Origin of the sequence: Kribbella sp. NBC_00482, assembly GCF_036013725.1 — a bacterium.
GTDB lineage: Bacteria > Actinomycetota > Actinomycetes > Propionibacteriales > Kribbellaceae > Kribbella.
Window position 1 is genome coordinate 5597090 of sequence record NZ_CP107881.1, and the last position, 18669, is coordinate 5615758.

The following is an 18669-nucleotide window of genomic DNA, read 5'->3' on the forward strand; positions in this document are numbered from 1 at the left end:
GAAAGCCCCCGTCAACGGCGACGGGGGCTTTCTTGTGTCTGCTTTTCTAGGCGCGGCCGTGGGCCTGGCGGCTGCGGCGGCTGAGGGAGTCGATCGTGACGGCGATCAGCAGGACGCCGGCGGTGACGATGTAGCGGACGTTGGAGTCCAGGCTGAGCAGGGCGAGGCCGTTGGAGATCGACATGATCACCAGCGCGCCGAGCAGCGCGGAGTACGCCGAACCGCGGCCGCCGAACAGGCTGGTGCCGCCGATGACGGCCGCCGCGATCGCGTTCAGGTTGGTGTCCGTTCCGCCGCTGGCCTGTCCGACCGCGACCAGCCGGGCCGCTGCCAGGATGCCGCCGACGGCTGCGAACGTGGAGCAGGCCGCGAACACCGTCAGGTAGATCATCCGGACGTTGATACCGGCCCGGCGCGCGGCCTCGACGCTGCCGCCGACGGCGAAGACCGAGCGGCCCCAGCGCGTCCGTCGTACGGCGAGGTCCGTGACCACCACGAGGGCGAGGAAGAGCAGGAACATCGCCGAGACGCCGCGGTCGCCGTTCAGGATCGCGACCGGGATCAGCAGCACGATCGCGAGGCCGCCGGCCTTGATGGCGATGACCGAGTTCGGCGCCGCGGACAGACCGGCCGCGGCGCGGGCGGTGCTGCCCTGCCAACGGCTCAGGGCGTAGGCCACGACGACCAGAGCGACCAAGGCGTAGGCCATCGCGGGGGAGAGGAAGCTCCGCGTCGCGAACCCGACCAGCGCGGAGTCGTACGGCAGGTTGATCGTGCCGTCCTTGCCTAGCACCAGCAGCTGGAGACCGAGGAACCCGAGCAGACCGGCGAGGGTGATGACGAAGCTCGGTACGCCGAAGCGCGTGTAGAGCAGGCCGTAGAACAGACCGATCAGCACACCGAGCGCGACGGCGGCGAGCAGCGACAGCACGAGCGGCCAGCCCTGGTTGACGAACGTGACGCCGATGACCGCGGCCGCCACGCCGCTGACCGAACCGACCGACAGGTCGATCTCGCCGAGCAGCAGGACCAGAACGATGCCGAGGGCAATCACCCCGACGGACGTGGTCTGCAGCGTGAGGTTCACCAGGTTGCGGCTGGACAGGAACGAGCTGTTCGCGACCTGGAACACCGCCCAGATGATGACCAGGCCGACGACCACCGGGACCGAACCCAGGTCACCGGACCGGAGCCGGGCGGTGAAGGCGCCGACCGCGCCGCTGATCCCGTCCCGGGCGATCAGCCGCTCGTCCTGGAGATCGGCCGGCAGCTGGGCCGCGCCGTTGTCCTCGGGCGTCGCCGCCGGATCGCTGATGTCCTGGGGGCGGGTCCCCGATCCTTGGAGACTCATGAGGCCGGTCCCTCTTCCCGGCTCCGGCGCGCGGCGCGCTCGGAGACCGCGTTGTCGGTGGCGCCGGTGATGGCGGCGATGATGTCCTGCGTCCGGGTCTCGCTGACCACGAAGACGCCGTTGTTGCGGCCGAGACGCAGGACGGCGACCCGGTCCGCGACCGCCATCACGTCGGCCATGTTGTGACTGATCAGGATCACGGCCAGGCCGCGTTCGCGGAGCCGCTCGACCAGGTTGAGGACCTCGGCGGTCTGAGCTACGCCGAGAGCCGCGGTCGGTTCGTCCAGCATCACGACCTTGGGCCGGCCGAGCAGGCTGCGCGCGATCGCGACGGTCTGCCGCTGGCCGCCGGACAGGCTGGCGACCGGGATCCGGACCGACGGGATCTTCGCGGACAGCTGCCGGAGCAACTCCCAGGAAGAGCGTTCCATCTCGACCTCGTCGAGCGCGCCGTTCTTGCGCAGTTCGCGGCCCAGGTACAGGTTCGCGACCACGTCCAGGTTGTCGCAGAGCGCCAGGTCCTGGAACACGGTGGCGATGCCGAGCTGCTGTGCCTCGGCCGGGCTGCCGACGCGGACCGGCCTGCCGTCGAACACCATGGATCCGTCGTCGGCGGTGTAGACGCCGGCGATCGTCTTGACCAGCGTGGACTTGCCGGCCCCGTTGTCGCCGACCAGGGCCAGCACCTCACCGGCGCGGACGTCCAGCTCGATGTTCTTCAGAGCCTGCACGGCACCGAAACGCTTGGAAATCCCCTGCAACGCCAGCACCGTACCGGCGCCGACATCGAGGGGAGTCGGGGTAACAGTCACGTGTTGAGCCTCCTGGACTTATTTCACGCCATGATCCTCGCCGGGGGCGCGGTTGGGGAGAGGTCGGCGTAGCCCCCCGCACCTCACTGCGGGGGGCTACGCCCAGGGGCGGGTCAGTTGGCGGACAGACCTGCGGCGGTGCAGGCGGCGGCGAAGGCCGCGGTGCAGATGTCCTCGACCTTGTAGATGTTGTCCTTGACCACGGTGTCCTTGATGTTGTCCTTGGTCACCGCGACCGGGTCGAGAATCGTTGAGGGCACGCCGCTCTTGTCGGTGGTGGACTCGGGCTTGGCGCCGTTCGCCAGCGCCACCGCACCCTTGGCGGCGGCCTCGGCCTGCGGCTTGACCGCCTTGTAGATGGTCATCGTCTGGTCGCCGGCGACGATCCGCTGGATCGCGGCCAGTTCCGAGTCCTGCCCGGTGACCGGCGGCAGCGGCGTCACGCCACCGCCCTTCAGCGCGGCGATCGCGCCGCCGGCGGTGCCGTCGTTGGCGGCGTACACGCCGACCAGGCCGTTCTTGATCGCGCTCAGCTGGCCTTCCATCCAGGCCTGCGCCTTGTCCGGGCTCCAGTCCGGGGTGTCGAACTCGGCGGCGACCTTGAAGCCGCTGGAGTCGAGCACGCTGTGTGCGCCCTTCTTGAAGTCGGCGGCGTTCGGGTCGGTCGGCGATCCGTTGATCATCGCGATGTTGCCGGAGGTCTTGCCGGCCGCCTTGAGCGCATCCACCAGAGTCTGCGCCTGCAGCTTGCCGACCGCCTCGTTCTCGAACGACACGTAGTAGTTGGCGTTCTCGATGAACCGGTCGTACGCGACCACCGGGACGCTCTGGGCCTTCGCTGAGGCGGCGACCGCGGCGGCGGCCTTGCCGTCGACCGGGTCCAGGACCAGCACGTTCGCGCCCTGGGTGAGGGCGGCCTCGGCCTGCTGCTGTTGCTTCGCGGCGTCCTGGTCGGCGTTGCTGTAGATCAGCTGGCAGTCGCCGCAGGCCGCCTTCAGCGCCTCGGTGAACAGCGGGCGGTCGAGCGCCTCGTACCGGGTGGTCTTCGACTCGGGCAGCAACAGCGCGATCTTTTTCGCGCCGCCTGAGCCGCTGCCCGAGCCGGAGTCGTCGGAGCCGCAGGCCACCAAGGAGGCGGCGAGGGCCGAGACGGCCACGCCGAGGCCGACGAGACGAAGTACTGAGACGGACATATGGCGGCTCCTTGACGAGACGGCCCCGATTGGCCTGCCCGCAGTCAAGCTCCCTAGCGTCTTGGCGTCAAGACTTGAATTCAAGAAATGGAGATATTGGTGTGACTCAGCATCGATGCGCGGTGGATCGCGCCGACGATGTCGGCCTCGTCGCCGAGCTCGGCGGGGCGCAGTTCGACGGTCGCCGCGGCGCTCGGGATCGCGCACCGGTCGAGGGCCTCGCGGAGCGGGGCGTTGATCAGCTCACCGGCCTCGGCCATCAGACCGCCGACAACGATCGCCTCCGGGTTCAGCAGGTTCACGACCCCGGCCACGGCGACGCCGACGCGCCGACCGGCGTCCTCGATCACCCGGCGGCAGCCGAGATCGCCGCCGAGCGCGCGGGTCACGATGTCCTTCAGCCGCAGCGGTCCGTGGGACGCGGCCAGGCTGCTGATCAGTGCCCGCGAGCCGACGAACGTGTCCAGGCAGCCGCGGTTTCCGCAGCGGCAGATCGGTCCGTTCTCGTCGATCGTGACGTGCCCGATCTCGCCCGCCGTACCGGTCGAGCCGCGGAACACGTCGCCGTTGATCACGATGCCCGCGCCGACGCCGTACGAGAACTTCAGGTAGCAGCCGTTCCGGACTCCGCGGAGCGCGCCGGCCCGCAGTTCGCCCAGCGCGGCAAGGTTTGCGGTGTTGTCGAGCGCGACCGGGGCGCGCAGGTACCCGGACATCGCCTCGGTCACGTTGACGCCGCGCCAGCCAGGCAGCACCGCGTCGGACCCCGCCTCGCCGCTGACGGAGTCGACCGGCATCGGCAGCCCGAATCCGACCGCGGAGATGTCCTCGACTCCGGAGCTGACCGTCTCGGCCAGGTCGGCGAGCAGCCGGGCGGCGCGTTCCATGCCCTCGTCGGCGACGTGGTCGGCCTGCAGCGGCATCAGCTGCTGGGCGAGGATCTCGCGGGAACCGTTCGCGACCGCGACCCGGACGTCGCGCTCGCCGAAGGCGACGCCGGCCAGTAGCCCGCCGCCGGAGGCGAGGGAGACCAGTACGGCGCGGCGGCCGTTGCGGATGCTCCGGGACAGGCCGACCATCCCGGCCTGGTCGAGCTCCTTGACCATGTTCGAGACGGTGGCCGCGGAGAGTCCGGAGGCGGCGGCGATCTCGACCTGGGTGAGCGGGCCGTGCTGCCGGACGACGCCGAGAACGCGCGCACGGTTGGCTTCGCGCAGCGAAGCCTGCGAGCCCGGGGCCGGGCGGGTTGCGTTCATTACATAAAGATAACGGATCGCGGGGCGTGCCCGGCCGCCCACCGGTCGTGAACCACGAACATCTTCCGCAACCTCGCCGTCACTACCCCACTTGAACGTCTCGTCGGCGACAGTAGACCACCCCGGCCACGAGGTGGTGGAGGTGAGCGCTCACACGACTCTCGTGGTGGATCGGTCTGCTCCGGCACCGCCCCGACCGACGTACAGCAGCCACCTCCGGTTCCTCGAGTCGTGGATCTCGGCGGCCGAATGCAACCTCGATCCACGAATCGACGCTCCGGGGGCCAACCAAACGCCACGACTCGAAGCGATTGCCGCCACGGCAGGCGTTCTGCACACCGGAGTCCCGGACCGCCGGATCGCCGGCTCGACCGCTCGGTGGAGAGTTTCCCGCACGTCCGTGGAGGATTTCTGGCGCCATCCCAGGAAAACCCTCCTACCAACCACCAACCCCTCACAGCCACGGGCATCACCGGCATCACCGGCACGTCCGCTGACCACGCGCCCCTCGGAGCAGGATCTGGGGAGGATATCTTCCCCACTCGGCATCCTCCCCACGCCACAGCCGCCCGGTCTCCCGCTTTCCGGAACATTTTCGTCACGGGCTGGCAATTATGTTCCGCAAAGCCGCCCACGAATCGTCACCAGCACCGGATCACCGGTCGTCTGCTCGCCACGAGGGCGGCCGGGGATGCTGGCGGGGACTGGGGAGTGCTGGCGGGGAACGGGAGTCACCACCCACACATGTGACAAGAGAGCCGGGTATCCCGTCAGGTGGTGAGGGCGAGAGCTACAAGGGCCACCGGTAAGGCGAGTTCGACGGTTGCGCCGAGGACGTCGCCGGTGGTGCCGCCGAGGGCTCGGACGGCTCGGCGGCTGGTGAGGAGGCTGGTCAGCACCGCTAGTAGTACGGCGGTTGCGGTGCCGATCGCGCTTGATGGTGTGCTCGTGAGCCAGGTGAGGGTGAGGGTCGCGGCGAGTACTGCGGCTGTGGTGAGGGTGGCCGTTGGTGGGTGGACCGTGGCGGCGACGAACGAGCCCAGGCCGTCGGGGCGGGCCGCGGGGATCGACGTACGGCAGGACCAGGGGAGGGTGAGGCGGCTCGCGGTGGTGGCGATCAGGAGCGCCTGCCAGCCGAAGTCCGCTTGCAGGCAGGCGGTGAGGGCGGCGACGTCGAGGAGCAGTACGCCGACGATCGCGACGACACCGAACGGGCCGATGTCGCTCTGCTTCATGATCCGCAGCATCGTCTCGCGATCCCGCCGGCTGCCCAACGCGTCGGCGAAGTCGGCGAGCCCGTCGAGATGCAGCCCACCCGACAGCCCAGCTACAACCAGCACACCGAGCACGGCCGCCAGCAGGTCCGCGTCCGGCTTCACCAGTTGAGCAAGCACGACAATCGCAGCCGCGATCCCGCCCACCAGCAGTCCGACGACCGGCGCCAGCACCATCGCCCGCCCGCCGACCTCCCGATCAACCCGGGACGGCACGCCCGCGGGCAACACCGTCAACGTGCCCAGCGAGAGCCGGGTCGCAGAACCCCAACTCATGTGAGGGGGAGGGTTCGGCCGGCTACGGTCCAGAGGACCTGGTCGGAGGACAGGGAGATGGTGGTGTTGAGGCGGCCCATGAGGTCGCGGAACAGGCGGGTGCCGGGGTCGGCCGGGACGATGCCGGAGCCGACGTCGTTGCTGACGGCAACCACGCGGCGGGCGGTCGCTGACCAGGCGTCTGCCAGCTCGGCGATCTGCTGCTCGACGAGCTCGGCGCGGCCGAGGTCCGACCAGACGTTGGTGGTGTCCATGGTGCGGGACAGCCACAGGGTGAGGCAGTCGATCAGGAGCGGGGGACCGGGGGACTCGAGCAGCGGTACCAGGTCGATCGTTTCCGCAAGGCCCCAGGAGGCCGGCCTGCGGGCCTGGTGCTTCGCGACCCGGGCCGCCCACTCGGCGTCACCGGAGTCGTGTCCGCCGGTTGCGACGTACAGGACGTCGGGCACCGCGGACAGCAGGCGTTCGGCGGCGACGGACTTGCCGGAGCGGGCTCCGCCGAGGATGAGGGTTCGGTCAGGCATTCGTTCTCCCGGTTTCGAAGACGACCGGCGCGTCGAAGGCAGCCTTGCGCGCAGTACGCCGGAACGCGTTCAGGATCGGCCGTCCGAGCACCAGCACCAGCACCGCGGACAGGATCCCGCGCGGAATGTCCCACCCCAGCGAGGTCGCCACCACGAACAGGAAGTACCGGTGCAGGTTGGCTGCCAGTGAGTCGCCCGGGATGAACGAGAAGTCGCTGCCGAACGTCGCGTACGGCCAGAACCAGAGGTTCATGATCACGCCGTACAGCACCCCTGAGACCAGCGAGTACGCCGCCAGCAGCAGCAACTCCAACCGCCCGCCGACGCGTGGCAGCAGCCCGGCCAGGCACCCGACCCACGCGCACGCGAACATCTGGAACGGCATCCACGGCCCGACCCCGCCGCTGATCAGCGCCCCGCCCAGCAACGACACCGCCCCGAGCACGAACCCGAACCCGGCCCCGAACGCCCGTCCTGCCAGCACCAGCAGGAAGAACCCCGGCTCGAGTCCCGCCGTACCCGGACCCAACGCCCGCAGCGCAGCGCCGACCGCGGCGAGCATGCCGACGAGAGAGATCACCTTCGCGTCGATGCCGGCCTCGGACAGCTCCGCGAGTACGACGGCCACGAGCAACGGCAGCAGCAACACGAACAACCAGGGCGCATCCGTCGTGTGACCGATCGCGGACTCGCCTACCTGCGAGGTCTGGAAGAACAGCGGCCACGCGAACGCGAGCACGCCGACCAGTGAGGCGACGAGCAACGCCAGCGTGCTGCGGGGCTTCAGCCGGATCAGGTTCACGACGCCCGGTCCAACGCCTCGGCGACCTCGCCGACGGTCAGGAACGGGAGCGGGGCCAGGATCTTCGCCACCTGCGGCGCGAACGCCGGCGACCCGGCAATCACGTCGGCCGTCTCGCCGTCACTCACCAGCTCGCCGTCAGCGAGCACCATCACCCGCGTAGCGACCTCGGCGACCATCTCGACGTCATGTGTCGACAGCACCACGGCGTGCCCGGCAGCGGCCAGCTCGCGCAGGATCGCAACCAGCCGCCGCTTGGCGCCGTAGTCGAGTCCCCGCGTCGGCTCGTCCAGCAACAGCAATGGCGGCGCACCGCACAGTACGACGGCCAACGCCAGACAGAGCCGCTGTCCCTCGGACAGGTCGCGGGGGTGCATGTCCAGAGCCACATCGGGTGCCAGCCGCTCCAGCAGCGCTCGGCAGCTACCTGCGGGCACCTTGAAGTCGGAGTCCGCGCTGGCGCACTCGTCCGCGACGGTAGCGGCGTACAGGAGGTCTGCGGGCTCCTGCGGGACCAGCCCGACTGCTTTGACCAGTCGCTTCGGCTTGGTACGGCGTGGGTCGACCCCTGCGGCGACCGCAGTGCCGGAACGAGGAGAGAGGATGCCGACGAGAGAGTTCAGCAAGGTCGACTTGCCCGCGCCGTTGCGACCCATCAGCGCGGCGATCTCACCGGCCTTGATACTCAGCGACACGCCACGGAGTGCGGTGACGCTGCCGTAGGTCACCACCAGGTCCTTGCAGTGGGCAAGCTCCGCGCCGAGCGGTCGTCCGATGCGTGCAGGCTGTGGAGAGTCGAGCTGGGACCGGAGACTTGCAGCGGCGCGTCGGGCGTCCCGGACTGACAGGGGGAGCGGCGACCAGCCCGCCAGGCGTCCCAGCTCCACCACAGGCGGTGCGACCGGTGCGGTCACCATGCGTTCGGCAGGTAGTCCCGTGGACACAGCGGCCGCGCCACCGGGTACTTCGATCACGCGGTCGGCGTACTGGATCACCCGCTCCAACCGGTGCTCAGCCATCACCACAGTGACGCCCAGGTCGTGCACGAGCCGCTGGAGCGCAGCCAGCACCTCCTCGGCAGCCTGCGGGTCCAGCGCCGACGTGGGCTCGTCCAGCACCAGTACGGCGGGATGCGACGTCAGAGCTGCACCGATGGCGGTCCGCTGCCGTTGACCGCCCGACAGCGACGTCAAAGCACGATCCCGTACGTCGGCCAACCCGAGCAGGTCCAGTGTCTCCTCGACGCGCCGCCGCATCACGTCCGGCGCCACCCCGAGTGACTCCATGCTGTACGCCAGTTCGTCCTCGACCGTGTCGGTGACGAACCCAGCCATCGGGTCCTGCCCGACCATCCCGACCACGTCGGCGAGATCGCGCGGCCGGTACTCGCGCGTGTCCCGCCCAGCGACCAGCACGCGCCCAGCGAGCGTGCCGCCGGTGAAGTGCGGCACCAGGCCGTTGATTGCCCGAAGCAACGTCGACTTGCCGGACCCGGTCCGCCCGATCACCAGTGCGAGCTCGCCCTCCGGCACCGTGAAGCTCACGTCCCGCAGGGCCGGTTCACGCGCCCCGTCGTACGTCACCGTCACCTGGTCGAACTCGATCATGTGACCGCCTTCTTGAGAGGTGGTGCGGCCAGTGCGGGCGCCAGTCCGATCAGTACGCCGACGACCGGCAGCACTGGTACTGGTGGGACGACCAACGGGCCGGCCAGCACCAGACCGTTCACGCCACGGACCGCTGCGGCCACCATGGCACCTGCGGCCACGGCACCGGCCGCTATGACGAGCCACTCGGGCAGCGCCCACGGATCGGGTCGGTAGCGCGTCCTGCTGACCCGCTGCCGCCCGACGGCCATTGCTGCGACCGCCAGGAGGACACCGGCCGCTAGTGCGCCGGCGGCGAACGGGAACGCCATTGCGTCGGTCAGCAACGCGTAGACACCGAGCAGGATCCCGAGTAGTCCCAGCAGCACGCACAGCGCCGTGAGCCGACGCTGCGCACGAGGAGCCTGAGCAGTACGGCCGTAGCCACGTGAGTCCATCGCAGCCGCTAGCTCGACCGACCGGTCCAAGGCACCTTCCAGAACCGGCATGGCCGTCGTACGGAAGGAGGCGCGCGTACGGCCGCGCAGCCGTCGTGCTGCGCGCACGCGGCGGCCGTCCGTCACCAGTTGCGGTGCGAAGGTCAGTGCGACCACACAGGCCACACCCATCTCGTAGAGCGCCCCTGGCAACGACTTCAGCAACCGCCGCGGACTGGCCAGTGCGTTGGCCGCACCCACGCAGCAGAGCATGACGGCCAGCTGACCGCCGTCGTACAGAGCCGTCACCAGAGCTTCCGCCGTGACGTCGCCGCCGAGCTTGACGCCCGCAGCCCAGTCAGGCAACGGGATCTGCGGCAGCGTGAACAGCAGCGTGTTCCCCTGCGAGCGAGTGGACAGCAGCGCCTGCAGGACCACGCGGACGGCGATGACCAGCAGGCCGAGCTTGAGGAACGCAGCGAAGCTGTGTGCCCACGGCGCGTCGCTCCGGCGGGCGGAAACGACGAATCCGGTGACGGCGAGGATCAGGACCAGCAGGACCGGGTTGCGTGTCCTGCTGGCCGCGACAGCCATACAGAGCGCCCACAACCACCAGGCCCCCGGGTGGAGTGCCCGGGGGAGTGTCAGGTGGTGTACGGCGCGCACTTAGCTCGCCGCAGTACGCCGACGGTTGAGGAAGAACCCGCCGCCCGCCAGCAGGACGACCACGACGACGGCGATGATGATGCCGGTCCACGGCGTACCACTGCTGTCTGAAGCGGGTGTGGAAGCAGCAGGTGTCGCCGTCGAGCCCACCGCCGCGCCGATCTGCAGTGTGACCGGGGTGTCGGTGGCCGGGACCTTGATGTTCTTCACCTGGTCGCCGCAGCTCTTGGACGGGTAGTCCGCGACCCCGCAGGTCAGGCCCTTCTCGATCCGGACCGGTCCGGCCGCGGCGAGGATCTGCGCGCCGTTCGACTTCGGGGCCGTCACCACGCAGGTGCCCTTGGCCTCGCCCGGCGTATCACCGGCGACCGCGTCCTCCGGCGTACCCGGGTCGACGATCAGCGCGACCCGCTTCTTGCCGGTCTCCGCCGGGGTCTTGCCGCAGATCGCTTCGAAGTCGCCCGCGGCCCGCGGTACCCGGGGCTTGGCGCCGCCGACGGCGAACCGCCAGCCCTCCACGCCGCCGTCGGCCGGGACGAAGGCGTCGGCGCCCTTCTGGGAGAAGGCCCACTGGCCGTTGCTCCACTGGTAGTAGCCCCAGAAGCGGTAGCCGTCCTCGGTCGGGGCGGCGGTCGCTGAGACGGTGGCAACGGTCCCAGCCAGCAGGAGACCCGCCAGCAGGCTGAGGACCAGTCGTACGGTCCGGTGTGCAGTCATGGTGGTTCCTCGGTCGGGCCGCAGCCCGGTGGAGGAGGTCCCGCCTGCACCGGCAGGGTAGGGGCTCCACCCGCGGACCACGGCGGGTAGTTGAGCCTGACTGCCTGCGTCATAGTGTTCCGGCTTGCCACCCTGTTCCAGCTGATGGGGTGGCCTACGGTTGCGGGTCAGCGCCGGACTCGGACCGGCTTCCCTATGACGCAGGCGTGTGGTTCGACCGAAGCTTACTCTGCGGAGGACAGGCCCATGGGCCCGTAGACCTCGCGGCCGTCCTCCAGCAGGTACACCTGACCGACGCCGCGGTCGGCCAGGTCCCGCCAGACCTCACCCAGCCAGCTCTCCGCGTCGCCCTGCGCCGAGAAGTCCGCCCCGCCGACCTCACCGGGGTCCACCAGGGCACCGGAAGCGGTCTCGAACCGCCAGCTCCAGCTCACGAGTTCGGCCGCTTCTGCGGGGCGTTCTGCGCGGTCTTGGCCGGGTCGTTCTCGACGATGTGGCCGAGCACCTCGTCGATCCGCTTCAGCAGACCCTCGTCCAGCGTCACACCGGCCGCCTTCACGTTCTCGGTGACCTGCTCGGGCCGGGAGGCGCCGATGATGGCCGACGAGACGTTGCTGTTCTGCAGCACCCACGCGATCGCGAGCTGGGACAGCGACAGATCGGCCTCGTCGGCGAGCGGCTTCAGCTCCTGGACCCGGGTGAGGACGTCGTCGGTGAGGAACCGCTTGATGAAGTTCGACCCGTTGGCGTCGGTCGCCCGGGACCCCTCCGGCGGCTGCTGACCGGGCAGGTACTTGCCCGTGAGCACGCCCTGCGCGATCGGCGAGAACACCACCTGGCCGATACCGAGCTCCTCGGAGGCCGGCACCACCTCGGCCTCGATCACCCGCCACAGCATGCTGTACTGCGGCTGGTTCGAGACGAACGGGATCCGCAGCTCACGGGCCAGCCGGTGGCCCTCCTGCAGCTGCTCCGCGGTCCACTCCGACACGCCGATGTACAGCGCCTTGCCCTGCCGGACGACGTCGGCGAAGGCCTCCATCGTCTCCTCGAGCGGCGTCTCGGTGTCGTACCGGTGCGCCTGGTACAGGTCGACGTAGTCGGTGCCGAGGCGCTTGAGCGAGCCGTTGATCGACTCGTGGATGTGCTTGCGGGACAGGCCGGTGTCGTTCGGCCCGCCGGGACCTGTCGGCCAGTACACCTTGGTGAAGATCTCCACCGACTCGCGGCGCTCCCCGGCCAGCGCCTCGCCGAGCACCGACTCGGCCTTGGTGTTGGCGTAGGTGTCGGCGGTGTCGAACGTCGTGATGCCGGCCTCCAGGGCCGCCCGCACGCAGGCCTTGGCCTGCTCGTTCTCCACCTGGGAGCCGTGCGTCAGCCAGTTGCCGTACGAGATCTCGCTGACCTTGAGACCACTGTTGCCCAGATAGCGGAAGTCCATGCCCCGACCCTACTTGTTCAGGACGGCTTCTCGCCGCGCTTGACCATCGGCTTGGGCAGCCGCCAGCGGCGCATCTGCATGGTCCGCCGGACCGCGTAGAACCCGATCCCCTTGGTGGACTCCTTCGGGAACTTGATCCCCACCTGCTTCTTCAGCCCGGAGGTGAGCAGGAACCAGTCCGCCGCGATCAGCAGGATCATGAACAGGAACAGCAGGTTCACCATCCCGGCCAGCCACGGGAACTGCGGCGAGAACACCACGCCGACCAGCGAGACGACCAGGAGCACCGGGAGCGCGAACTCCATCACCGAGTAGCGCGCGTCGACGTAGTCCCGGGCGAACCGCCGTACCGGGCCCTTGTCGGCGGCCGGCAGGTACCGGTCGTCGCCGGTCTGCATCGCCGACTGCATCTTGGCGCGCTCGGTCCGGACCTTGTCCCGCCGGATCGCCGAGGCCTCCTTGCGGTTGCGCGGCTTCTTGAACGCGGCCTTGCGGGCGGCCTCCGCGTCCTTGCGGCTCGGCGTCGGCCGGCCCTTACCGCCCGGCTTGCCCTGGGGGTCGGCGGGTACGGTGGTATCTGTCTCAGACTTGGTACGACGGAACACGGGGTCAGAACCTCATTCGCAGGGCAGGTCGCGACTCGGGGTGGTCCCCGGACCTTCTCCTACTTTATCGGGGCCAGTCCTGATGGTCTGATGACCCATAGGCACATAGGGTGGAACGCACGCACGCCGGGTCGTCACTCCGGCACAGAAGGGGTACGGATATCGATGAGCATCTTCAGGCGGATGTCGACGATCTTCAAGGCCAAGGCGAACTCCGCCCTGGACAAGGCCGAGGATCCTCGCGAAACCCTTGACTACTCGTATCAGAAGCAGCTCGAGCTGCTGCAGAAAGTACGGCGGGGCGTGGCCGACGTGGCCACCAGCCGGAAGCGGGTGGAACTGCAGGCGTCACAGCTGCAGTCCCAGTCGGCCAAGCTCCAGGAGCAGGCGCAGAAGGCGCTCTCGATGGGCCGCGAGGACCTGGCCCGCGAGGCCCTGACCCGCAAGTCGGGTCTGCAGGGCCAGATCGACGACCTGACCACCCAGCACGCCCAGCTGCAGGGTGAGGAGGAGAAGCTGACGCTCGCCTCCCAGCGGCTGCAGGCCAAGGTCGAGTCGTTCCGGACCCGCAAGGAGACCATCAAGGCCACGTACACCGCGGCCGAGGCGCAGACCCGGATCAACGAGGCCTTCTCCGGCATTTCCGAGGAGATGAGCGACGTCGGTCTCGCGGTCCAGCGGGCCGAGGACAAGACCCAGCAGATGCAGGCCCGGGCCGGCGCGATCGACGAGCTGCTCGCCTCCGGCGCGCTCGACGACGCGAGCGGCACGGTCAAGGACAACATCACCCTGGAGCTGGACCGGATGTCGTCCGGCTCCGACGTGGAGAACGAGCTGGCCGCCATGAAGGCCCAGCTGTCCGGCGGCGGTGCGCCGAAGGAGCTCTCCGGTGAGGGGGCCGCTCAGGCCCAGCCGCAGGCCGCCCAGCCAGTGCAGCAGCCGGCAGCCGAGCCGGCGCGACCTCAGGACGGAGATGTTCGGTGATCGTTCGCATCATGGGTGAAGGCCAGTGGCGACTGGCCGACGACAAGCTGGACGCGCTCAACGCGGTGGACGGCGACCTGGAGAAGGCGGTGTCGTCCGGCGACGAGACGGCGTACCAGACCGCGTTCGCCGCGCTGCTGGAGTTCGTCCGCTCCGGCGAGCAGGTGCCGGACACCGAGCTGCACGACTCCGACGCCATCCTGCCCCCGTCGGACAGCTCGCTCGCCGAGATGCGGGAGCTGATCAGCGGCGACGGCCTGATCGCCGGCTGACGTACCACCCGATCAGTGCCCCGACCCGGCGACTGGTCACTTGAAGTAATCATTTGAGACCCCTGGGATCCCGTCGGACGGGTTCCCGGGGGTCTTTGATTTACGGAACCGGACATTCAGGTTTACGCAGGGGTAAACACTCTCGTCCGGTGCTGTCGCCCGCTGCGTCGACGTAGTACTCTCTGGTTCACGCCGTTGTGGGGGCGGCGTTTGGACGAGGTCCGTGACGGGGTGTGGGTTGGTCACGGGTTTCGGTTTTCACCTGTGGGGGGTGACTGTGCGTGACTGATCTTGTCATGTCCGAGGGGTTGGCCGATTCGGCTGATCTACGGCCGGCGCCATCGGGGGAGCGACGTCGGCCGGTCTGGGTGGTACCGGACGAAGTACCTGCGATCGTGCCGCGTGCGGCACGGTTCACCGAGGCGCGCTGGGTTGCGAAGTACCGGTGGGCCGCGCTCGGCGGCGACCTCGCGGCCGCGCTGTTCGGTGTCTCGCTGGCGCTTGTCGTCCGGTTCGGTGCCCAGATCAACCTCGGCTACGTTCTGCTCGGAGCCGCGTTGCCGATCGCGTGGCTGGTCTGTGTGGCGCTGGAGCGGGGTTATGAGACCCGCTACTTCGGCACCGGCCCGGAAGAGTTCCGCTCGATCATCCGGGCGGCCGTCGCGCTGACCGCGGTGGTAGCGGTGACGTCGTACGCGACCAAGTTCCAGGTGGCGCGTGGTTTCGTCGTCCTGGCGGTGCCGATGACCTGTTTCGCGGCGATGTTCGCGCGCTGGGTGCTGCACCGGCAGATCTCGACCCGGCGGTTCGTCGGCCGGTGCATGCGCCGGGTGCTCGTTGTCGGACGCAACGACCAGGTGACCACGCTGCGGCGGCACCTGGAGGAGCGGAAGACCGACGGGTACGTCGTGGTGGCGAGCTGCCTGCCGCGCGGCGATGCGTTCGAGGAACCGTTGAGCGAGACCAGCCCGGAGCGACTGGGCCGTGCCGAGATGGACATCCTGGCGGCGGTCGACCAGTACGACGTCGAGGTGGTCGCAGTGGCGGCCGACCCGGAGTTGACCGGTCACTCGCTACGCAAGCTGTCCTGGGCATTGGAACAGCGTGGGGTCGACCTGATCGTGTCTCCGGGCATCGTCGAGGTGGCAGGCCCGCGGATCTCGATCCGGCCGGTCGCCGGGCTGTCGCTGCTGCACCTGGAGCGGCCGTCGGTGAGTGGTGGACCGCACGTCCTGAAGAGCATCTTCGACCGGGTGGTCGGCTGCGGGCTGTTGCTTGCGGTTGCGCCGCTCCTGATGGTCACAGCGGTTCTGGTGAAGCTCACCAGCCGCGGGCCGGTGCTGTTCCGGCAGACCCGGGTGGGTCGGGGCGGTGAACAGTTCCAGATGCTGAAGTTCCGCACGATGGTGGTCGACGCCGAGGCACGTAAGGCGGAGCTGCACGCGCTGAGCGACGGCAACGGGGTCCTGTTCAAGCTCCGCGACGACCCACGGGTGACGAAGGTCGGGCGGTACCTGCGACGGTTCTCGATCGACGAACTGCCACAGCTGGTGAACGTGCTCCGGGGGGACATGTCACTGGTCGGCCCGCGCCCGCCACTGCCTGCGGAGGTCGCGCAGTACGCGATCGACGACGCGCGGCGGATGCTCGTGAAGCCGGGCCTGACCGGCCTGTGGCAGGTCAGTGGGCGGAGCGACCTGACGTGGGAGGAGTCCATGCGGCTCGACCTGCGGTACGCCGACAACTGGTCGATTGCGTTGGACCTTTTGATTCTGTGGAAGACCGCGCGCGCAGTGCTGGGGAGCAACGGCGCGTACTAGGCGGTGTTTGTGTTCCCGAGGGGGGAATCCGTGACTGTAGTACTGGAAGGATCGGCCGTTGCCCGATCCGAGGCCGCGACTCTGGTGATCAGAGCCGCGGCGGGGGACCAGGGTGCTTGGAGTCAGTTGGTCGATCACTATGCACGGCTCGTGTGGGCCGTCACCCGCAGCTTCCGGCTGGGCGACAGCGACTCCGCTGACGTCTCGCAGGTGGTCTGGCTGCGGTTGCTCGAGCACATCAATCGCGTCGATCCCGAACGGGTCGGTGCCTGGCTGGTCGTCACCACGCGCCGGGAATGTCTGCGGGTACTGGCGTTCCGCAAGCGTGTGCTGCTGACCTACGAAGCAACGGCGTTCGAGGACGTGGCCGGTGATTCGCCGGAGCTGGACTCCGACCTGATCGCCGGCGAACGGGCGGACGACGTACGACGGGCGCTCGAGAAGCTGCCCGACCGGTGGCAGCAGCTGCTCGGCATGCTGATGTCCGATCCGCCGACGCCGTACGCCGAGATCTCCGCGACGATCGGGATTCCGATCGGCAGCATCGGCCCGATCCGCGGCCGGTGCCTGGAGAAGCTCAGACTGCTGCTTGCCTCCTGAGGCAGCAGGACCCGGTCCGGGCCGCTTGACCGATCATGCTCTGGTCAGAGCATGATCCAGGCGGTCCGGACCGGCCGTTGTGCGCTACCGGGCCACCGCAGCAGGAAGCTCACCGGCTGCGCGTCGCCAGGTCCGTCGCCGCCGCGGGCCTCGACCACCACCGGACCGGCGGGGGAGACCCACAGTTCCACGGTCAGCGTCGTGCGTTCCACATCCAGCGTCACCCCGTGCCCGGCGAACCGCAGCCGTCGTACGTCATCGGCTCCAGGCTGGTCGACGAGGCTGTCGAAGACGAGGTCGAGCACGTCGAGGCCCCACTCGTGCCGGCCGAACGCGGCGTACCCGACCGACCGGGTGAGCGCGATCTGCTCGCAGGCGGCTCGCTCCGGAGGCCCGATCATCGCCCTCAGCGCTCCCCGAGAACCTTGACGACGCTGTCCTGATCCTGTCCGTACGGCGCACCTTGCCAGGATGCCCAGTTCGCCCGGTTGCCCTGCTCGTGCACGATGAAGTTCCACGGCCCGGAGTAGGTGTTGTTGAAGAACCGGTTGCCCTGGTGGAACGTGATCGCGTCCTGCACGGTGGCCTTCTGGTACGGCGACCAGGCCGGGAACGTGCCCCAATTGGAGAACAGGCCGTTGTAGCCGCACCCGGTGCTGAACCCGCAGTTCGCGGACACCTTCGCCGGGTTGAGGTTGAACACGTTGTCGTGCACCCGCACGTTCTGGGTCTTCCATCGGCAGTCGCTCAGGTACGGCTGCTCACTGATGGTGGTCGCGTTGCAGGTCTTGGCGTTGGCCACCGACGGGTTGACCAGCGTGCCCGAGCCGGTGCTGGTGTTGGCCGCCGATCCGGCGAACCGGTCGGCGTTCTCCCACAGGATCACACCGGCCCAGTTGTCGGTGAAGACGTTCTTGCTGATCTCGAAGGTCTGGTTGAAGACACCCGCCGCCCGCGGGTCGCTGCCCGACTCGGAGATGTACAGCGCAGGGGTCGGGAATCCGTGGTTGGTCGGCCCCTTACCGAGCCCGTTGCGGACGAACGCGTTGCCCCGGATGCCCGCGTTGTAGCTGGTCTCGTAGACCAGCCCTTCGGCCAGGTTCCCGGAGATGTAGTTGCCCTCGATCACGAACCCGGTGTTGTTGGTGTCGGCCCACAGACCGGCGCTGTGGTTGTCGTGGACCCAGTTGTTCCGAACGACTGCTCCGGTCACCTCCCAGAACTTGCCGCCGCCGGTGCACCCGCAGCCGACCTTGAGTCGCTCCCAGTCGTCGGTGTTGTTCCCGGCGATCTCGTTGCCCTCGATGGTGATCCCGGCGACCTTGCCCGGGTTGTAGGCGTTGAAGCCGTACTGGCCGTTGTTCTGCAGACAGTTGCCGCGGACAACGTTGTGGTCGCCGACCATGACGCCGGCGCCGGCGTTGTCCTTGATGGTGTTCCCGGTCAGGGTCCAGCGGCCGGCGGAGTCGTGGTTCACCACGCCCTCGTCGTTGTTGGTCCTGACCGGCCCGAAGTTCTGGATGGTCAGGTTCTTCAGCGTGACCGCGGTCGCGTATCCGGTGAACGCGTACCGATTCCGCCGGCCGCCGTCCAGGATCGCGCCGGGCGCGCCGATATACGTGTTGCCGTCCTTCGGGATCACCTGGGCGAACGGGCCGTTGCCGAGTTTGTGCGTGCCGGGAGACAACCAGAAGGTGGTACCGGCCGGGTTCGCCTCAGTGAGGTCGTTGACGTTCTCGCTGGTGCTGACCACGACCGCTCCTGCCGGGGCGGTGGCCGGGCCGAACAGGACCTTGGAGTTCCCGCAGATTCGCGCGGGCGGCGCCGACGGCGCGGTCACCGGGGCGTTCGTGACGGCCTGGGACCCGGGCGTCGGCGGTGGAGCGCTCTTTGCCGCTGGTTCGTCGCCGAGCACGAAGATGCCGACCGCCGCCAGTGCGGCGACGACCAGCACGACAACGCCGAGCACCAGCCGTCGCCTGTACCACGGGGTCCCCGCGGAGGGCGGCGGCGGACCGCCTGTTTCCAGGGTGTTTCCTTCGGAGGGCATCGG

19 protein-coding genes are annotated in these 18669 nt (G+C 69.0%); 4 read left to right on the forward strand and 15 right to left on the reverse strand.

The annotated features are described in order from the left end of the window. Positions 1 to 46: 46 nt before the first annotated feature. The 13 genes from OHB24_RS27345 to OHB24_RS27405 form a co-directional block, all read right to left on the reverse strand. Positions 47 to 1351: a sugar ABC transporter permease gene (locus OHB24_RS27345; protein WP_327633708.1), complete on the reverse strand. Its 1305-nt coding sequence runs from the start codon at positions 1349 to 1351 to the stop codon at positions 47 to 49. Further along, positions 1348 to 2163, reverse strand: a complete 816-nt coding sequence (locus OHB24_RS27350; RefSeq protein WP_327633709.1) for an ATP-binding cassette domain-containing protein — start codon at positions 2161 to 2163, stop codon at positions 1348 to 1350. Before OHB24_RS27350 ends, OHB24_RS27345 begins: the two co-directional genes overlap by 4 nt. A gap of 113 nt (positions 2164 to 2276) precedes the next feature. Further along, the gene (locus OHB24_RS27355; RefSeq protein ID WP_327633710.1) at positions 2277 to 3356 is read right to left on the reverse strand and encodes a substrate-binding domain-containing protein; all 1080 of its coding nucleotides are present in this window, start codon (positions 3354 to 3356) and stop codon (positions 2277 to 2279) included. An 80-nt stretch (positions 3357 to 3436) separates the two neighbouring features. Then, positions 3437 to 4612, reverse strand: coding sequence for an ROK family transcriptional regulator (locus OHB24_RS27360; protein ID WP_327633711.1), 1176 nt, complete (start codon positions 4610 to 4612; stop codon positions 3437 to 3439). 770 nt (positions 4613 to 5382) lie between these two features. Further along, positions 5383 to 6162, reverse strand: coding sequence for an adenosylcobinamide-GDP ribazoletransferase (gene cobS / locus OHB24_RS27365; protein WP_327633712.1), 780 nt, complete (start codon positions 6160 to 6162; stop codon positions 5383 to 5385). Beyond that, positions 6159 to 6686 (reverse strand): bifunctional adenosylcobinamide kinase/adenosylcobinamide-phosphate guanylyltransferase, encoded by a 528-nt coding sequence (locus OHB24_RS27370; RefSeq protein WP_327633713.1) that lies wholly within the window; start codon positions 6684 to 6686, stop codon positions 6159 to 6161. The genes cobS and OHB24_RS27370 overlap by 4 nt, the downstream gene beginning before the upstream one ends. Further along, positions 6679 to 7488 (reverse strand): ECF transporter S component, encoded by an 810-nt coding sequence (locus OHB24_RS27375; protein WP_327633714.1) that lies wholly within the window; start codon positions 7486 to 7488, stop codon positions 6679 to 6681. The genes OHB24_RS27370 and OHB24_RS27375 overlap by 8 nt, the downstream gene beginning before the upstream one ends. Further along, positions 7485 to 9095 carry an ABC transporter ATP-binding protein gene (locus tag OHB24_RS27380; RefSeq protein WP_327633715.1) on the reverse strand — a complete coding sequence of 537 codons (1611 nt, stop codon included), beginning with the start codon at positions 9093 to 9095 and terminating at the stop codon, positions 7485 to 7487. The genes OHB24_RS27375 and OHB24_RS27380 overlap by 4 nt, the downstream gene beginning before the upstream one ends. Further along, a complete protein-coding gene (locus OHB24_RS27385; RefSeq protein WP_327633716.1) occupies positions 9092 to 10177 on the reverse strand; it encodes an energy-coupling factor transporter transmembrane component T in 1086 nt (361 codons plus the stop codon). The genes OHB24_RS27380 and OHB24_RS27385 overlap by 4 nt, the downstream gene beginning before the upstream one ends. Beyond that, positions 10178 to 10894 (reverse strand): SCO2322 family protein, encoded by a 717-nt coding sequence (locus OHB24_RS27390; protein ID WP_327633717.1) that lies wholly within the window; start codon positions 10892 to 10894, stop codon positions 10178 to 10180. It abuts the gene before it with no gap. Between the two features lie 224 nt (positions 10895 to 11118). Then, positions 11119 to 11328, reverse strand: a complete 210-nt coding sequence (locus OHB24_RS27395; protein ID WP_327633718.1) for a hypothetical protein — start codon at positions 11326 to 11328, stop codon at positions 11119 to 11121. Continuing rightward, the gene (locus OHB24_RS27400; protein WP_327633719.1) at positions 11325 to 12335 is read right to left on the reverse strand and encodes an aldo/keto reductase family protein; all 1011 of its coding nucleotides are present in this window, start codon (positions 12333 to 12335) and stop codon (positions 11325 to 11327) included. The genes OHB24_RS27395 and OHB24_RS27400 overlap by 4 nt, the downstream gene beginning before the upstream one ends. A gap of 17 nt (positions 12336 to 12352) precedes the next feature. Then, positions 12353 to 12940, reverse strand: a complete 588-nt coding sequence (locus OHB24_RS27405) for a DUF3043 domain-containing protein (protein ID WP_327633720.1) — start codon at positions 12938 to 12940, stop codon at positions 12353 to 12355. A 165-nt stretch (positions 12941 to 13105) separates the two neighbouring features. Here OHB24_RS27405 and OHB24_RS27410 point away from each other — a divergent pair, with 165 nt between their 5' ends. The 4 genes from OHB24_RS27410 to OHB24_RS27425 all read left to right on the forward strand — a co-directional run bounded on the left by OHB24_RS27410 (position 13106) and on the right by OHB24_RS27425 (position 16616). Then, positions 13106 to 13924 carry a PspA/IM30 family protein gene (locus OHB24_RS27410; RefSeq protein WP_327633721.1) on the forward strand — a complete coding sequence of 273 codons (819 nt, stop codon included), beginning with the start codon at positions 13106 to 13108 and terminating at the stop codon, positions 13922 to 13924. Further along, positions 13921 to 14196: a PspA-associated protein PspAA gene (gene pspAA, locus OHB24_RS27415; protein ID WP_327633722.1), complete on the forward strand. Its 276-nt coding sequence runs from the start codon at positions 13921 to 13923 to the stop codon at positions 14194 to 14196. The genes OHB24_RS27410 and pspAA overlap by 4 nt, the downstream gene beginning before the upstream one ends. A gap of 281 nt (positions 14197 to 14477) precedes the next feature. Beyond that, entirely contained in the window at positions 14478 to 16016 is a 1539-nt protein-coding gene (locus OHB24_RS27420; protein WP_327633723.1) for a sugar transferase, read from the forward strand. 30 nt (positions 16017 to 16046) lie between these two features. After that, positions 16047 to 16616: an RNA polymerase sigma factor gene (locus tag OHB24_RS27425; RefSeq protein ID WP_327633724.1), complete on the forward strand. Its 570-nt coding sequence runs from the start codon at positions 16047 to 16049 to the stop codon at positions 16614 to 16616. Positions 16617 to 16660: 44 nt separating this feature from the next. Here OHB24_RS27425 and OHB24_RS27430 read toward each other — a convergent pair whose 3' ends face one another. Together OHB24_RS27430 and OHB24_RS27435 are read right to left on the reverse strand one after the other, a co-directional pair. Then, positions 16661 to 17017, reverse strand: coding sequence for a hypothetical protein (locus OHB24_RS27430; RefSeq protein ID WP_327633725.1), 357 nt, complete (start codon positions 17015 to 17017; stop codon positions 16661 to 16663). 5 nt (positions 17018 to 17022) lie between these two features. Next, entirely contained in the window at positions 17023 to 18666 is a 1644-nt protein-coding gene (locus tag OHB24_RS27435) for a right-handed parallel beta-helix repeat-containing protein (RefSeq protein WP_327633726.1), read from the reverse strand. Between the last annotated feature and the right edge of the window lie 3 nt (positions 18667 to 18669).

Excerpts from the sequence above, each read along its gene's own strand:
- OHB24_RS27345 (WP_327633708.1), bottom strand. The coding sequence starts at position 1,351 with ATGAGTCTCCAAGGATCGGGGACCCGCCCCCAGGACATCAGCGATCCG.
- OHB24_RS27355 (WP_327633710.1), bottom strand. The coding sequence starts at position 3,356 with ATGTCCGTCTCAGTACTTCGTCTCGTCGGCCTCGGCGTGGCCGTCTCG.
- OHB24_RS27360 (WP_327633711.1), bottom strand. The coding sequence starts at position 4,612 with ATGAACGCAACCCGCCCGGCCCCGGGCTCGCAGGCTTCGCTGCGCGAA.
- cobS (WP_327633712.1), bottom strand. The coding sequence starts at position 6,162 with ATGAGTTGGGGTTCTGCGACCCGGCTCTCGCTGGGCACGTTGACGGTG.
- OHB24_RS27370 (WP_327633713.1), bottom strand. The coding sequence starts at position 6,686 with ATGCCTGACCGAACCCTCATCCTCGGCGGAGCCCGCTCCGGCAAGTCC.
- OHB24_RS27380 (WP_327633715.1), bottom strand. The coding sequence starts at position 9,095 with ATGATCGAGTTCGACCAGGTGACGGTGACGTACGACGGGGCGCGTGAA.
- OHB24_RS27390 (WP_327633717.1), bottom strand. The coding sequence starts at position 10,894 with ATGACTGCACACCGGACCGTACGACTGGTCCTCAGCCTGCTGGCGGGT.
- OHB24_RS27400 (WP_327633719.1), bottom strand. The coding sequence starts at position 12,335 with ATGGACTTCCGCTATCTGGGCAACAGTGGTCTCAAGGTCAGCGAGATC.
- OHB24_RS27410 (WP_327633721.1), top strand. The coding sequence starts at position 13,106 with ATGAGCATCTTCAGGCGGATGTCGACGATCTTCAAGGCCAAGGCGAAC.
- OHB24_RS27430 (WP_327633725.1), bottom strand. The coding sequence starts at position 17,017 with ATGATCGGGCCTCCGGAGCGAGCCGCCTGCGAGCAGATCGCGCTCACC.
- OHB24_RS27435 (WP_327633726.1), bottom strand. The coding sequence starts at position 18,666 with ATGCCCTCCGAAGGAAACACCCTGGAAACAGGCGGTCCGCCGCCGCCC.